Source organism: Streptomyces sp. NPDC002701, from assembly GCF_042889045.1.
Classification (GTDB): Bacteria; Actinomycetota; Actinomycetes; order Streptomycetales; family Streptomycetaceae; genus Streptomyces.
This window is the reverse complement of record NZ_JBIAQL010000005.1, coordinates 563,863-577,780: the sequence shown is the minus strand read 5'-3', so window position 1 is coordinate 577,780 and position 13,918 is coordinate 563,863. Positions and strand designations below refer to the sequence as shown.

At 67.9% G+C, this 13,918-nt stretch carries 13 protein-coding genes; 7 read left to right on the top strand and 6 right to left on the bottom strand.

The window, feature by feature from the left end:
- The first annotated feature begins 128 nt into the window (after window positions 1-128).
- The 5 genes from ACFYXC_RS18290 (at window position 129) to ACFYXC_RS18270 (ending at window position 4,289) form a co-directional block, all read left to right on the top strand.
- The gene (locus ACFYXC_RS18290) at window positions 129-1,574 is read left to right on the top strand and encodes a carph-isopro domain-containing protein (RefSeq protein WP_389552596.1); all 1,446 of its coding nucleotides are present in this window, start codon (window positions 129-131) and stop codon (window positions 1,572-1,574) included.
- A gap of 10 nt (window positions 1,575-1,584) precedes the next feature.
- The gene (locus ACFYXC_RS18285) at window positions 1,585-2,538 is read left to right on the top strand and encodes an FAD-dependent oxidoreductase (RefSeq protein ID WP_389552594.1); all 954 of its coding nucleotides are present in this window, start codon (window positions 1,585-1,587) and stop codon (window positions 2,536-2,538) included.
- Window positions 2,539-3,088: 550 nt separating this feature from the next.
- Window positions 3,089-3,667, top strand: a complete 579-nt coding sequence (locus ACFYXC_RS18280) for a DUF6907 domain-containing protein (protein ID WP_389552591.1) — start codon at window positions 3,089-3,091, stop codon at window positions 3,665-3,667.
- The gene (locus tag ACFYXC_RS18275) at window positions 3,664-3,870 is read left to right on the top strand and encodes a hypothetical protein (protein WP_030404200.1); all 207 of its coding nucleotides are present in this window, start codon (window positions 3,664-3,666) and stop codon (window positions 3,868-3,870) included. The genes ACFYXC_RS18280 and ACFYXC_RS18275 overlap by 4 nt, the downstream gene beginning before the upstream one ends.
- Window positions 3,867-4,289 (top strand): hypothetical protein, encoded by a 423-nt coding sequence (locus ACFYXC_RS18270; protein WP_389552588.1) that lies wholly within the window; start codon window positions 3,867-3,869, stop codon window positions 4,287-4,289. The genes ACFYXC_RS18275 and ACFYXC_RS18270 overlap by 4 nt, the downstream gene beginning before the upstream one ends.
- 136 nt (window positions 4,290-4,425) lie before the next feature.
- Here ACFYXC_RS18270 and ACFYXC_RS18265 read toward each other — a convergent pair whose 3' ends face one another.
- The 5 genes from ACFYXC_RS18265 to ACFYXC_RS18245 form a co-directional block, all read right to left on the bottom strand.
- Window positions 4,426-6,138, bottom strand: a complete 1,713-nt coding sequence (locus ACFYXC_RS18265) for a relaxase/mobilization nuclease domain-containing protein (RefSeq protein ID WP_389552585.1) — start codon at window positions 6,136-6,138, stop codon at window positions 4,426-4,428.
- Window positions 6,135-6,551, bottom strand: coding sequence for a MobC family plasmid mobilization relaxosome protein (locus ACFYXC_RS18260; RefSeq protein ID WP_389552582.1), 417 nt, complete (start codon window positions 6,549-6,551; stop codon window positions 6,135-6,137). The genes ACFYXC_RS18265 and ACFYXC_RS18260 overlap by 4 nt, the downstream gene beginning before the upstream one ends.
- 467 nt (window positions 6,552-7,018) lie before the next feature.
- Window positions 7,019-7,870: a DUF2637 domain-containing protein gene (locus ACFYXC_RS18255; RefSeq protein ID WP_389552579.1), complete on the bottom strand. Its 852-nt coding sequence runs from the start codon at window positions 7,868-7,870 to the stop codon at window positions 7,019-7,021.
- A 449-nt stretch (window positions 7,871-8,319) separates the two neighbouring features.
- Window positions 8,320-9,621 carry a DUF3631 domain-containing protein gene (locus ACFYXC_RS18250; RefSeq protein ID WP_389552576.1) on the bottom strand — a complete coding sequence of 434 codons (1,302 nt, stop codon included), beginning with the start codon at window positions 9,619-9,621 and terminating at the stop codon, window positions 8,320-8,322.
- A 233-nt stretch (window positions 9,622-9,854) separates the two neighbouring features.
- Complete coding sequence (locus tag ACFYXC_RS18245) at window positions 9,855-10,085, bottom strand: hypothetical protein (RefSeq protein WP_161379343.1); 231 nt, start codon at window positions 10,083-10,085, stop codon at window positions 9,855-9,857.
- A 94-nt stretch (window positions 10,086-10,179) separates the two neighbouring features.
- Between ACFYXC_RS18245 and ACFYXC_RS18240 the strand changes: the two genes are divergently transcribed.
- The gene (locus ACFYXC_RS18240) at window positions 10,180-10,881 is read left to right on the top strand and encodes a helix-turn-helix domain-containing protein (protein WP_389552573.1); all 702 of its coding nucleotides are present in this window, start codon (window positions 10,180-10,182) and stop codon (window positions 10,879-10,881) included.
- Entirely contained in the window at window positions 10,878-12,560 is a 1,683-nt protein-coding gene (locus ACFYXC_RS18235) for a tyrosine-type recombinase/integrase (protein WP_389552570.1), read from the top strand. The genes ACFYXC_RS18240 and ACFYXC_RS18235 overlap by 4 nt, the downstream gene beginning before the upstream one ends.
- Here ACFYXC_RS18235 and ACFYXC_RS18230 read toward each other — a convergent pair.
- Window positions 12,531-13,511, bottom strand: coding sequence for a DUF6615 family protein (locus tag ACFYXC_RS18230; protein WP_389552567.1), 981 nt, complete (start codon window positions 13,509-13,511; stop codon window positions 12,531-12,533). The two genes, ACFYXC_RS18235 and ACFYXC_RS18230, sit on opposite strands and share 30 nt — an antisense overlap.
- Window positions 13,512-13,918: the final 407 nt, after the last annotated feature.

Sequence of the window (13,918 nt, the reverse complement as noted above, 5' to 3'; positions counted from 1 at the left end):
CAGGACCCGATCAACGGGTCAACTCGGTCAACTTCGTTAAGCGGCAGGTGAACCAGCGGCCCGAGGGCGGCACCATGAGGGAGCGCGAGAAGTGATGGACGAACCACTGGGGCAAGAGGTGGTCGCACGTGGCACCGCAGGCAGGGGAACCCAACGCCGTACTGGCGGGGTGCCTCGACGAACTCGGGTGGAGCCCGAAGGCTCTCGCTCGCAAGCTCAACAGGGTGTTCGGAGCTGGGACGGTTGCTGAGTCGGCGCCTTACCACTGGCGGGACGCCGGCTCGTTGCCGCGCTCGCCGTTGCCGATGATGGCCGCCTACGTGCTCTCCCAGGAGCTGGGTAGACCTGTGTCGGTGGCCGAACTCTGGCAGGGCCGCGTGGGCGACTCTTCGACGCTCGTTCCGGCCGACACGGATCTCGCACGGCCCTGGACCGTGCAGGGGATGGAGGCGACCGTGGAGGATTGGGTGATGGGAGGGCTCGTCGACCGACGCCGGTTCCTCGCGATCTCAGGTGCGGGGCTCCTCGCGATCGTCGCCCAGTACCTCGACGGCACCGCGGGGCGCGGCCAGTACACGCATCGGATCTCACCGTCCGTGGGTGCCGATCCGCTCGTAGACCAAGTCGATCAGCACCTGCCTATGCTCTCCGCGCTCGATGACGAGCACGGTGGGGCACGGCATCTCCCTTACGTAGGTGCCCAGTTCCGTGCGGTCGGCCTTCTGATCCGCGAGGGCGGTCACGCTCCCGCCGTCGCGAGCCGTCTCATTCGCGCGCTCGCGGAGATCGGCCAGCTGGCCGGCTGGATGGCGTTCGACGCTGCCGATCACGGTCTGGCGCAGCGCTACTTCGCCACGGCGCTACGCGCGGCGCATCAGGTCAACGACCTTCCCCTGTGCGCCCACATCCTTGGCGACCTCTCGTTCCAGGCCGCGAGCCGGGGCCACCCGGCCGACGCCATCGCACTCGGCGAAGCCGCCCGCCGCGCCAGCGACGCCGCACCGCCGGCCGTACGGGCATCCGTCCTGTCCCGGCTCGCGTACGCGTACGCCACCGCCGACCGTGACAACGACTTCGCCCACACCCGTGGGGCCGCACGCGAACTGATCACTAGCCGGGACGGCGCCCAGGAGGAACCCCGCTGGATGTACTTCCTCACCGACAACCACCTCGACTGCCAGGCCGGCTACGGCCTTGTCCAGATGGGCCGCGCCCAGCTGAAGACGGACGGTGGTACGCGGGGACGACGCTTCCTCGCCCAGGGTGCGGAGATGCTCCGGTCCGGGGCGTACGACGTCCCGCGCGGTGACCCCAGCCAGCGCAGGGCCATGTTCGAAGGGGCCTGGCTGGCCCTGGGCTACAGCGCCCGTGGTGATCTGGAGGCCGCCTGCGAGGCCGGCCAGATCGTCACCGACCGCCTCGACGTCGTGCGCTCACCACGCAGCGCGGCCCTGCTCCACCAGCTCGCCGCAGACCTGCGCCGCCGACAGCGCAACGCCCACGTTCGCAGCTTCCTGCCGACCCTGGAGCACGCCCTCGCTCAACATGCCCCGTCGACACCACCCGGCCGTTAGGGTCAGGATCATGGCCGCAGGGGAGCGTGTTGTCGTTGTCGGGGCTGGGGTGGCAGGGCTCACCACCGCTGTCATTCTCGCCGAGGCCGGCGTCTCGGTGCATGTCATCGCTGAGGAGGTGCCAGGCGTCACCTCGCTGGCGGCCGGGGCGATGTGGGGTCCGTACTTGGTCGAACCGAAGGACAAGGTTGACCAGTGGGGACAACGGTCTCTGGAAATCTTCCGTAGGCTGGCCGAGGATCCGGCCACGGGCGTCCGGCTCACCAGCGGCATCGAGGCATCCCGCACAGCCAAGGCGCCACCGGCCTGGGCAACCGCCCTACCCGGCTTCCGGCCGTGCGGGCCGGCTGAACTACCGGCCGAATTCTCGGCCGGCTACCGGTTCACCGTGCCGCTGATCGACATGCCCACCTACCTCAACTACCTCCTGCATCGGCTTGATGCCGCTGGTGGAACAGTCGAGCGGCGACGCCTGGCGTCACTCTCGGACGCCGGCCCGTCCACCGTGATCGTCAACTGCACGGGCCTCGGTGCCAAGGATCTACTCCCTGACCCTGACCTGCGGCCCATCCGCGGCCAACACGTCGTCGTCACCAACCCAGGGTTGACCGAGTTCTTTTCCGAGGACACCGGCCTCTCACCGGACCTGCTGTGCTTCTACCCACACGGCGACACTGTCGTCCTGGGCGGCACGGCCATCGACGGTGAGGGTGGCCTAGCCTCCGACGGCACGGCGGCGGCCAACATCCTGGCCCGCTGCGCCGAGGTCGAACCCCGTCTCGCCACAGCCCGCGTTCTGGAGCATCGGATCGGTGCCCGGCCCACCCGGGCTACGGTCCGGGTGGGCGCTGATCGGCAGGAGGACGGCACCATGGTCGTGCACAACTATGGGCACGGAGGCGCTGGCGTCACGCTGTCATGGGGTTGTGCCGGAGAAGCTTATGAGCTGCTCGCAAGCGAGTGAGGCAAAGCTTCCAGGACCCAAGTCTGAATCGCTGCCCTTGGATACTCCCAACCGGGCTGCGATAGGAGCCCGCTCCTTCTGAAGTGGGTTCGCTTTCAGTTGGCGCCTTCGAGCGCAGACGCTCGTTCTCCATCTCCGCAACGGCCACCCGTTTGCCCAGCTCACGGCCAGGTTCGGCATCGGGGCCATATCCTCGTACCGGTACATCACCGCAGCCGTCGAGATTCTGGCCGCCCTCGGCCGCAACTTCCCTCGACGACTCGATGACCACAGGGGGGGTGACGTCTCGCCTGAGACGTAAGCGACCCCGGTCGCTCCTGCGAGGCCCTGGCCAAGGAGGTACCCAGTGGGTCACCCCGCCAGGTGAAAGGGCGCATTCTACGCACCAATTACGCGAAGAGGACCTAGTCCGGCCTGGTCCCCTCGAACGGGACAACTCCCTCGACCACCGTTCGGCAGGGCGCGTATCACCAAAGCAAGGGTCCCGGCCGGCGGGTTCAGCACCGGAGGTGGGGCCATAGCCCGACTCCCGTAACGGAGGAGACAAAGCATGCAAGACACGCCAACGGCCACCAGTGGCAACGGCCACGAGGGCCACACCAGCCAGCCTCTCGGGAGTGCTGGCCAGGCTGCCCGGCTCCAGCCCGTCCCCGCAGCCCCGTCCGACAGCGAGCCCGCCGGGGGAGGGTCCCCTGTCCAGCGGACATTCACCTTCACCAGCACCGTCACGGGCGAAAGAGTGACCGTGACCTGCATGCCCGGCTGCACGGTCGACCACAAGGCAGACAGCGACACGCCCACGCACCCGCACGACATCTACTGCGATATACCCGGCACAGCCGACGAACTGCCCCTCTACGGCCCGCTGTGCACCACGCGAGGCCCGGAGGACTTCCGCTTCCTCAGCTGGCAGATCCAGTCCCACCCCTTCTCGGGTCGGCCAGCGGAGAGGCTGCCCTTCGTGGCCATTGAGGTCTTCGATGACCACTACATCGAATACCTCGAACCGGACACACTGCAGGTGATCATCGGCTGCCTGCAGAAGCGGGTCGATTCCCTGCGCGAGGCCCACGCCCAGCTCGTCAACCTCCGCACCGAGTACGTCAACCTTCCGGGGGTGGCAGCATGAAGGCCACGTCCGTCACCGAACGCGCCATCGCCGAGGTGGAAGCGTTCCGTACCAAGATGCGGGAAATCGGCTCGTGCTCCCCTGCCGTGGAGAAGTTCGCCGACGACGTGATCGTCCGCATCATCGTCTGCGGATCCCCGAGGGCCGCCGTCGAAGCGGCGATGCGTAACGTCCTCAGCGAGTCGACGGAGGTGACGGTATGACGACGTTGACCACACGTGCTGGCTACGACGCCTTCCGTGACCGCATGTGCGACCACTTCGGACGGCTGCCCAACGGGCTTGGCAGCCAGCACCTCCACATCGAGCAGGCCCCGCTCGGCCCGGATGAGTACTTCACTCACCGGCTCGACAACGACGGCCACCACATCGTCTACGACCCGCGGCAGACCAGCGGGCTCATGACGCGCCAGTTCCTCGGTATTTACGCGACCTTCACCGAGGACTCGATCCGCGAGGGCGTCCGCGACGCCTACTACAAGGAAGATGTGGCGGGCGTTCGGGAAATTTGGGAGATCGTCCTCAGCGAAATCGACCGCACCCAGAATTCTGCGGGTGTGATGGGCTGGCTACGGGAGCTGCTGCAACAGGCCCGCACGAAAACCAAGCCAACGGCCGCGTGAGCGCGACCGCGAAGACCGCGGTGGTCGGGGGTGTGCAGTTCCTGGACAGCCCCGGCCGCGTCGCCCAGCCCGCACCGGACAGCAAGCCTCTCAGAGAAAAGTGCGCGGACTGGGCTTGATGGCTGAGCCCGCGCCCTCACCGCCGTGGACGGTTGTTCGGATGCACGGACACCAATGGCGAGGCGGGCTGTGCCCCATCCAGTGCGGGTCCAAGCGCGGATTGCCGCATGGTGGTCCGTCGGCGGGCGGCTTCGGCTCGGAGGTTCGGCGCCGGGTTGCGGCTCGTGTGCTGGATGCGTGTGATCAGGACCCGTGCGGGTTGGCGGGCGGTGGTGAGTTCACGTTGGGCAGCGGCTTCCTTGATGAGCTGGTGGGGCTTGTGGCCGCCGGCTTCGGCATCGGCGAGGACGGCGGCGAGGGCGGGCCAGGCGGGATCGCTGAGAATGCGGTCGGCGTGGTTGGGGATGGCGGCGCGGACGTCGTGGACGAGGGTCCGGCGAGCCTGCTCGCTCGGTTGACGGGTGGCGAGGCCGTCGAGAACGGGTGTAAGGGCCTGATCGGCTGCCACCTGAAGGTGGTGAAGGGCCTGGCGGGCGGATTCGGTCTGGTGGGCGTGGTCCTTCGCGTTGTGCCATTGGGCGGCAAGCACCGTAGCCCATACGAGGGCGGCGAGCAGGGTGGCCAGGGCGCTTGAATCGGGACCGGTGGTGCCGTGGGCGATGTCGCGGGCGGCGGTGCGCAGGGTGTGGGCGGCCTGGTTCTCGGCGCGGATCTGGGAGCGCTGGGCGCGAGCGAAAGCTCGAGATGCGGCTCGGAGTTCAGCCTGGAGGTGAGTGGGGACTTTCTGGGCGGCCGCCTCGATGAGTTCGCCAAGCGCGGTGATGCGGGCCTGGGCATGAGTGTCGTCGGCCATGTCGGTGCGGAGGCCGTCAAGGGCGTCGGTTGCCTGGTGCCAGGGGGTAGCAGGTTGGTTGCGGCGGGCGGTGGGGTGCTCCTCCAGCGCGGTGGTTTCGAGGCGGGCCTTCAGTTTGGGGAGCGTGAGGTCGGGGGCGATCTTTCCGCCGGGGTGGAAGATCTGTTCGCCGTCGCTATTGAGGTCGCCGGGGCGGCCGGCGGCGTAGCCGAGGAGGTCTCCGGACGGTCCGCGGCGGGGTTTGACCGCGATGCCGTCTGCTTCGAGGTAGGCGAGGAGTTCCTCTGCGCTGCCGGCGTGAGGGATGGCAGCGCGGATGTGGTCCTGGAGCCAGTCGCGGCTGGTCTGCTCCCAGCCGAGCCGTTCGGCCCTGTGCATCTCGGCTTGGGTGGGCCGGCGTCCGGCGGTGCGGTCGCCCTTCTTCAGCTGGCGTAGGCCGTAGTCCTTCTCGATCTGACGGCAGGCGTCGCCGACACGGACGCCGCTGTCGTGGAGCCTGGGGCGGCGGCCGTCTTCGCGAACGGTGGTGGCGAGGATGTGGATGTGGTCGTCGGCGTGGCGTACGGCGATCCAACGGCAGCCGAGGTCGTCTCCGGCAGGCGCTATGTCAGCGGCTTCGACGATCCGCTGGGCAATCTCGGCCCACTCGGCGTCGGAGAGGCTGCGGTCTTCGGGGGCTGCGCGGACAGGGCAGTGCCAGACATGGTCGGTGACCTTCTTGCCGAACTCGCTGTTCCGAAGCAGGACAGGCTCGTCGAGGTGGCGGGCGAGCTGAGTAAGGGTGGCGTCTTGGTCACGGCCGGGGTCTGGCATGCCGAGCATGGCGAAGCCGGCGACGATGTGCGGGTCGGTGTGCTCGTCGTGGCGGCCGGGGCCGTAGAGGTAGGCGAGTAGGCCACGGGTGTTGGACCCGGCCGGTTTGATGGCGGCGATCACGCGGCCTGGTCCTTCCTGGTGCCGTCGGGTTCACGCAGGGCCTCGGCGATCAGCTCCAGCAGGCAGTCCAGCTCGCCGAGACGGTGACGGATGTCGGGCGGAGTCAGGTCGCTGTTGAGGGCACGGGCGATCTGGTTGACGTTGACGCCGATGCGGTTGAGCTCGCGCAGCACCTGGGCACGGAACACATGAGTGCGGCGGCGGTCCTCGGACAGCGGCAGATTCGCCGTGAACCGGCCGCTGATGAAGGCGAGGACGATGTCGGCGGCGAAACCGGACTCCCCCTTGTAGCCGTGCTCGGCGGCGGCCTCCTGGAGCCTGACGTGCTCGTCGCTGGTGAACCGCATCGGACCGACACGGAGGGCCCGCTTCGTGCCGCTGAAACGACGGATCGCCGGCTGAACGCTCTGCACGTCTCCCTGAACGGCCGCCGGGGTGGCTGCGGACTCGGGGCGGAGAATCTGCTGCTGGACAGCGTGCAGAGTGTCCAGATCGGGGCTGCCCTCGGCCCCGACCTCCTGGTTCGGCGCCCCCTGGCGTTGGGCCGTCTCCGCCGCCCCCGGGGCGGAGACCCCCGAAGACCGGCCTTGAGTCGGACTCGGGGTACTACTGGCTCCGCCAGGGGCCGTCCGTCCGAACGCCCGCCGCAGACGTCCCAGCAGCGTTGGGGAGTGCGACGACCCAGGTGTCTCAGCGTCGGTGTCTTCAGGCGGGTGCTCGTCGTGCGTCAAGGAAGCTGCTCCAGGTACGGCCGGCAGGCGGAGCGGAGATGCCTGCCCGGCATGGTCGTCGTGCTGTCCACAGGGTGTGGAGATTGGCTGAGCGGTTGGCCGTCTGCTCGGGCGACCGGAAGGGTTCCGGTCACCCGAGCAGGCGGCGGTCAGCGCTTGGAGACCTCGATCCCGGCGGCTTCTAGTTCCGGCCGAAGCAGTTCCATCACCTCGGTCTGCCGCTCACTGCCGATCGTCAGGTCCCGGTCCTTCACTGCCGCTCGGAGCAGGCCGCGCGTGAGTTTGCCGTGCTGGCGACCGGCGGCCCGACCGATATCCGCCAGCTCCGCGATGGTCGCCTTCGCCGGACGGCCACCGCTCGGTTTGCCCTCCGGAGCCTGTGCTGCGGGTTCCGTCCGCTCGCCACCGGAGGCTCGTGAACCGGCAGGAGCGGCGTCTGGCAGGTGGCTGTGGCTGAAGTCGCCGACCGCTTGCTCCGGCGTCTGTACGGAACCGGTGTTCGGGGAGTCGTCGGACGGTGCGACGAGCTGGTGGATCTGTCGCATGAGGACGCCGAAAGCGACCATCGCGGCGGCCGGAGGGACGGCGGCGACCACGTAGTCGAGGAACGGGGCGGTGCGTGCGTTGCCCGTGCCGCTGACCCCGGCGACGTTCAGCGCTATGGAGCCGACCGATCCGACGGCGGTCACGGCGATCGCCCACGGGTCAGTGACTCGGCGCAGTGCCGCGCGCAGCATGAGCAGTTCGCCCGCGATGATGAACGCGTCCAGGGTGGCGGGCCAGGCCCAGCGGCGAATGGGCGACGCTCCGAGCCCGTGCTGGCCGGCGACGTCAGCCAGGTGCGCGTAGGAGAGCCAGAACGCTCCGGCGGTCAGGGCGACGATGACGATGCCGGCCGCGCCGAGCGCGAACTGCTCGACGTCAGCCTTCCTTTTCGGACGCCCTTCGCTGGGGACGTCATCGTGCGGCTGTGGGGCTTGCGTGAGGGGAGGAGTGGTCAAGCGGAAGGCTCCTGGGGGTAGCGGTGTGCGGCGTCTTTGCCGTCTCGGCCGTTGCACGTGCAGGTCAGGGCGGGACGGCAGCTCTCCTGATGCGCCCGTCCCGGCGGGTGCTGGCGTCTTGTCCCGAGTCGGGACAGGTGGGCGGCGTTCTTGTCCCGACTCGGGACAAGAACGCGGTGCCTTCGGGACGGGCCTTGCTTGGGTCGCTGTGTCCCCTGAAGGGACGGCTGCACAGCACCGTCCGTCCCAGTAAGCAGGGCTGTGAGCTGCGGCGATACGGCATGGACGCCTGGGACGTGGCGAGACGGATTTCGGCAACGTCTCCGACGGGCATCACGCCTGGAAACGCCTGCGTTGCCGTCTTGCCCCTGGCTGACGTCTTGCCGGCGTGCTGTCTGACCTGCGAGATCACGGCAGGGACGGCAAGTACGGCAACCAGGAGCCGCGGATCAGCTATCGCCGCCGCGGGCCTCGACTGGGTGGACGGCCGGACAGTACCGCCGCCACGCGTCGAGGAACTTGTGGCGCATGTAGCCCTTGCGCTGACTCCGGTCGGCCATGCGTACATTGCCGGGCCGGATGTCGTAGTCGCGCAGCATCGCGCCAAGTTCGCGGGCGGTCAGGCCGTAGCGGCCTCGCTCTCCCCACGGGGCTTCGGCGTCCGCGTTCAGGTAGTGCAGAAGATCCTCGGTGGAGAGGCTGTCCGCTTCCCTCTGGGCGAAGAAGACCCGACGGATGTCGGCGAGGATGCGCGCCCCGCTGGGGTGGTCCTCTTCTGCCGCCACCTCGGCAGCGACCATCCGCGCGCAGGCGATGCGCGCCAGCCGGGGCCAGCGACCACCCGCCAGGTCAGCGACGATCACCAAGGGCTCCCACGTGTCGGCGGCGCGGTCTTCGACCGGCATGTCCGGCTCCAGGTTCGCGGCGTCTTCCAGCAGCGGCCTGGCCAGTGCGTGGATGCGGTCGCGCAGCTCGTGCAGGGCCGGGATGTCCCGGCGGGAGCGGAAGGGCTTGACCTTCTCACCCTCGGCCCGGCGCCGCATTCGGATGACCACCGACCGGTCCATGACCGTGTCCGGCAGGTCCCCGATTCCCGCGATGGCCGCCATCGCGAAGGTGGCGAACTTGTGCGGGGTGTGATCATTGCCGACGACCCGGGTGACGTACCGCCCGCGCTGATGGCCGGCGTTGAGCAGGCCGCGCGTCTCCTCGTTCTTCTCCGCGACCTTGGGACCGAAGATGGTGTCGGCCTCGTCCACCAGCAACGTCGGCGGCTCGTCCTCGTGGATCGAGCGGAAGATGGCCGCCGGTGTGGTGTTGATGGTGAGCATGGGCTCGTGGACCGTCTCGGTCAGCACGTCCAGCAACCGCGACTTGCCGCAGCGCTTCGCCGGCCCCACCACTGCCAACCGAGGGGCGTGCTGCCACGCCGGCTGGAGATGTGTCGCTGCCACCCACAGAGTGATCGCGTCCAGTGCCTCAGAGGAGGGCGGGATCACGAACCGGGCTATCTGCGAGCGCAGCTCGTCCAGAGCCTTCGAGCCGACCGTCGGCTCCGCGTCGGGCATGGCATCCAGGCCGATCGCCGGGTCCGCCTCGTTGGTGCTGTCATCGGCCGTACCGTCGCTCGGGTCCACCCTGCCGTCGGCCTGCGCGGGACGCAGGTGGGCTCCGGGCCGGCCGGGGATGGCTGTGGCGGGCCAGGCCGCTCGTGCGGGGACGGAATAGGTCTCGGGGTTCTCGGGTTGCACTGGGCGGCTCCTCGTCTGGCGGTTTCGGGTTTGCACACCCCTGCCGCCGGGTCGGTTCTCACGGGATTGCTGGGGAGTCTCGGAGCCTCCGGCGTTGCACCGCCGGAGGCTCCCCTTCTTCTCGCGGGCCTCTCGGCACCGCGAGCGACCACGGACAGTACGTCCACGCCGTGCCACAGTCCAGCGTTTCTGTGTCAGCTCAGCGCAGAACCATCTGCTACGCGTCAGGCGCTTCACGCTGCCAGCCCCAACAGGGCCAACAAGTCTGCGGTCACCACCCGGTAGGCGTTTCCGAGACGGAGCACCTTGCACGGATACTGGCCGCGCTTGGCGAGCTCGTACCCCTTGCTCCGTCCCAGTCCCAGCGCCCGGTTGCCCGTCTCCAGGTCAACGGCTGCGGGGAGCTCAAGGAGCTCCTCGCGGCTCATCCCCTTCACTCGGCCGGCCTCTTCGTTCTCGCGCATGCGCGCTCCATCCAAGACTGAGCCCACGGCGAACGCGCCTATCGCGCCCGTCTCCAGGTCTTGGAATCAACGCTAAGCGAGCTACTGTGTCTAAATGACACAGCGCCGTAGCGATCCTGGATCCAGGAAGGTCGATGACGAGGACGGCGTCCCGGAGTGGGTGGATCAGGTCATGGCCACCGTGGCCGCCGAAGTCCGCAGACGACGGAAGGAACTGGGTTGGAGTGCACAGGACTTGGCGGACAAGTGCGACGAGATCGGCCACCCGATCCCCCGCAACGTCATCGCCAACATGGAGTCCGGACGCCGCTCCAACCTGCCCTTGGTCGACGTCATCGTCTTGGCCGAAGCCCTGAACACCCCGCCCATCTGCCTCGTCTACCCGGTCGGCTACGTCGACGACGTGCAGCGACTCCCGCTTCAGCACCCCACCACTTCGCTGGACGCGCTGCGCCGCTTCACCGGGGAGGAGACCGACCTCGGCACGGACGACGACATGCTCCGCTACTTCCGCGCCCACCACGCCGCCGAGGAGCAACTACGGAAGGCGCGCCGCGACGAGGACCACGCGCGCTACCACGCCGAGACCGCCCCGAATGCCGACCGTAAAGCCGAGGCCCTCCGCTCTCAGGCCCGTGCCGCCGAGGCGGCCGACGACGCCGCCAGCCACCTGCGCAGAATCCGCGCGTTCATCCGGGAAGAGGGCGTCACTCCCCCGTCCCTGCGGCCAGACGTGGCCACCGCGATCGACTCATCCGGGAGCGATCCCGAGACCACCGAGGAGAATGATCTTTGAAGGGCTCCACCTACCGCCGCTGCTCCTGCCGCGACCCGAAGACCGGCAAGGAACTCGGCACCTCCTGCCCCAAGCGCAACAGCAGGAACCACTGCACCTACTCCGTACGCCAGGAGCTCTCGCCCCGCGAGGAGGGCAGTCGGCGCTCCTTCGCCCGAGGCGGGTACAGCAGCCTCAAGGCGGCCCAGGCCGACCTCGACCACGTGCGCGCCCTCCTCGGGCTGGCCGAATCGGACGACCCCGAGGGCACCGAACTCATCGCCGAGATGCTGGCCGAGGTCAGCCGCGAACGGTCGCCTCTGCCCGAGGTCGAGGAGACGAGGCGGCGTCTCAACTCCGGCCAGGACCTCATCGGCAGCTTGACCGTGGCCGAGTGGCTCGACCGGTGGCTGGCCGGCAAGCGCATACGCAAGTCCGGCCTCAACCGCTACGAGACCGACATCCGCGTGCACCTGAAGCCTCGCATCGGGACCCGCCGCCTGGACCGGCTCCGCGTGAGCCACCTCAGCGAGATGTTCACCGACATCCGCGACGCGAACGCCCAGATCCTGGAGGACAACGCTCAACGGCGCGCCGCACTCGACGAGCTGGCGACCATACCGTGGAAGGGCGGGGAGAATCGCGCCCGCCGGAAGACGATGAAGACCGCGATCGATGAGATGCCGCCCTTCCGCCGCGTCACCGGCCCCGCCACGCGCCAGCACGTCAAGGCCACCCTCCGCGCGGCCCTGAACGACGCGATCGGGCAGCAGATCATCACCTTCAACCCCGCCGCCCACGTCGAGATCGATCCCGTGCGCAAGCCGAAGGCGCTCGTGTGGACGGACGAGCGGGTCGCCAAGTGGGAGCAAACGGGCGAGAAGCCGTCGCCGGTGATGGTCTGGACGCCGCAGCAGACAGGAGCGTTCCTCGACTTCGTCGCCGAAGACCGGCTGTACGCGATGTGGCACCTGATCGCCTTCCGTGGCCTTCGCCGTGGCGAGGCGTGCGGGCTGCCGTGGTCGGAGACGAACCTCGACACGCACGCCCTGACCGTCTCCTCCCAACTCGTGCAGGACGGCTGGGGGGTCGAGGCGTCCGATCCCAAGACGGACAGCGGGTATCGCGTGGTCGCCCTCGACGACGACACCGTGGACGTCCTGAAGCGGCACCGTGCGCGGCAGGAGGCTGACCGCCAGGAGTGGGGCACCGCTTGGGTCGAGACGGGGAACGTCTTCACCCAGGAGGACGGGTCCTGGCTCCACCCGGGCAAGGTGACCGATCTCTTCGAGCGCCTCGTCGCCGCATCCGGACTTCCGCCGATCCGTCTGCACGACCTCCGTCACGGCGCTGCCACCCTCATGCTCGCCGCTGACATCGACATCAAGATCGTGTCGGACACCCTCGGTCACAGTGATACCCGGATCACGCGGGACATCTACCAGAGCGTCCTGCCCCAGGTCGGCAAGAGCGCCGCCGAGGCGACCGCGAAGCTGGTCCCCCTTCAGCGCAAGGCCAAGGAAGAGAAGGCGGCTCGCAAGGCCGCGAAGGCGGCCAAGAAGGGCAAGCGAAAGAAGAAGGGCAAGGTGAAGAAGCCCAAGAAAGAAGGGTTCTCTGTAGCGAGAGCCGTCTCCGGCATGCCCGCGAGCCACGGCCCTGGACAGACCTCATCAGGTCTCAGCGGAGCTGAGGTTAACTAGCACCGCACCTGCAACTCGCTCATCGGTCGGTTCCCCCTCAGCACCACGGATCATGGCTCGCACGCGCCACGGAAGCCGGCCCACTGGACGATCCGTCATTTCCCGTAGTTGTCCGCGAAGGTCACCTTCAGTTGAACTAAGCGGCGCTGCACCACGAGTCGTCTCATAATCGGCCCGCCTACGGTCATCCTCGCCGTCGTGCTGATGACGATCAACTCGGCTGGACTTTTTTGACATGGCAGACCGGATCGGACGCCTAGCCACTGCTGAAGGAGCTTCCGAAAGTTCCGCCTCCCCCTCAAGCTCCGCAAGAGCTGCCTGGTGCAGACTCAGCACCCTCCCGTAAGCAATTTCCAAGCTTGGCGCACTGGATTCACTCCCATCACAAAGGATGCGATTCCAAGGACGGCTGCGATGCTTCACATATCGCGAGCTCACGCGCGCTCCGCGAAGGGCCTGCTTGACAACCAGGGCCGACGCTATGGTGCATCCCAGCTGCCCCTCGGTGAAGGGACCGTGGTCGCAGCCCAACCACGGCTTGCCTGGCCGAATTTGTGGCCAGTTGAGGTGGTTGTAGAAGACGTATGCGGGGATGCAGCCCTCCTTCATGGCGTCTTCGATCAAAAGATCATTCTGATACCTATCGCCGTCGGGTCGATACCGCAGGTCGTATCCGCCATTCCGATTGGCACGCTTCGCTTGGACTCGCATGCCAAACCCCACGACCCCAGAATAAAACCACCACTCCCAGTCCGCCCCATTCGAGCGCTCGTCATCGCTCGTGAATGGACGGATCGCCACCCGGTCTCCATGTGCCCGATCGATGGCCCGGAGGTTTTCCTCGGTGTGCGTCACTTCGCTCGATGGCCAGCCCTTACGGTGTTCGGCAGCCAGAGCTTCGAAGGTCAGCTCGGCCCGCCGGGCAAGCGTTCCGCACAGTGAGCCGACCATAGATGTGCGTACACCACAGGCCCGACAAAAAGTGTCATTCTCACCTACCTGCTCCCCGCAAACGCAACGCACCAATGCGCCTTCACTCCTCAACGTTTCATCTACCCAGCTTCGCCACTCTAGGCTGCTGCGGCCTTGCGTGAGCTGCGATCAGAGAACTGCAGATTGGATCTTCGAGCACCCGATCGCGCCCCTTAACGCCCGGCGGCACTCGTCGCCCTAGGAATTCTCACCACAGGCGTCCACCTCGAGCGTGAGGCGTGCGACCGAAGACTCTTACGGATCGAAAGCGTGATGCATCGCTGCTCAGCAGGTCCCACTGTTTGCCTGCCGCCGGCGTGCTGCAGCCGGCCCCTACTGGGCCGGTCCGCTCACGCATCGCTCACGCAACCACTCCCGCGGCACCG

Coding starts and splice junctions, on each gene's coding strand:
- ACFYXC_RS18285 (WP_389552594.1), top strand. CDS start 1,585: ATGGCCGCAGGGGAGCGTGTTGTCGTTGTCGGGGCTGGGGTGGCAGGG.
- ACFYXC_RS18280 (WP_389552591.1), top strand. CDS start 3,089: ATGCAAGACACGCCAACGGCCACCAGTGGCAACGGCCACGAGGGCCAC.
- ACFYXC_RS18275 (WP_030404200.1), top strand. CDS start 3,664: ATGAAGGCCACGTCCGTCACCGAACGCGCCATCGCCGAGGTGGAAGCG.
- ACFYXC_RS18270 (WP_389552588.1), top strand. CDS start 3,867: ATGACGACGTTGACCACACGTGCTGGCTACGACGCCTTCCGTGACCGC.
- ACFYXC_RS18245 (WP_161379343.1), bottom strand. CDS start 10,085: ATGCGCGAGAACGAAGAGGCCGGCCGAGTGAAGGGGATGAGCCGCGAG.
- ACFYXC_RS18240 (WP_389552573.1), top strand. CDS start 10,180: ATGACACAGCGCCGTAGCGATCCTGGATCCAGGAAGGTCGATGACGAG.
- ACFYXC_RS18230 (WP_389552567.1), bottom strand. CDS start 13,511: ATGGTCGGCTCACTGTGCGGAACGCTTGCCCGGCGGGCCGAGCTGACC.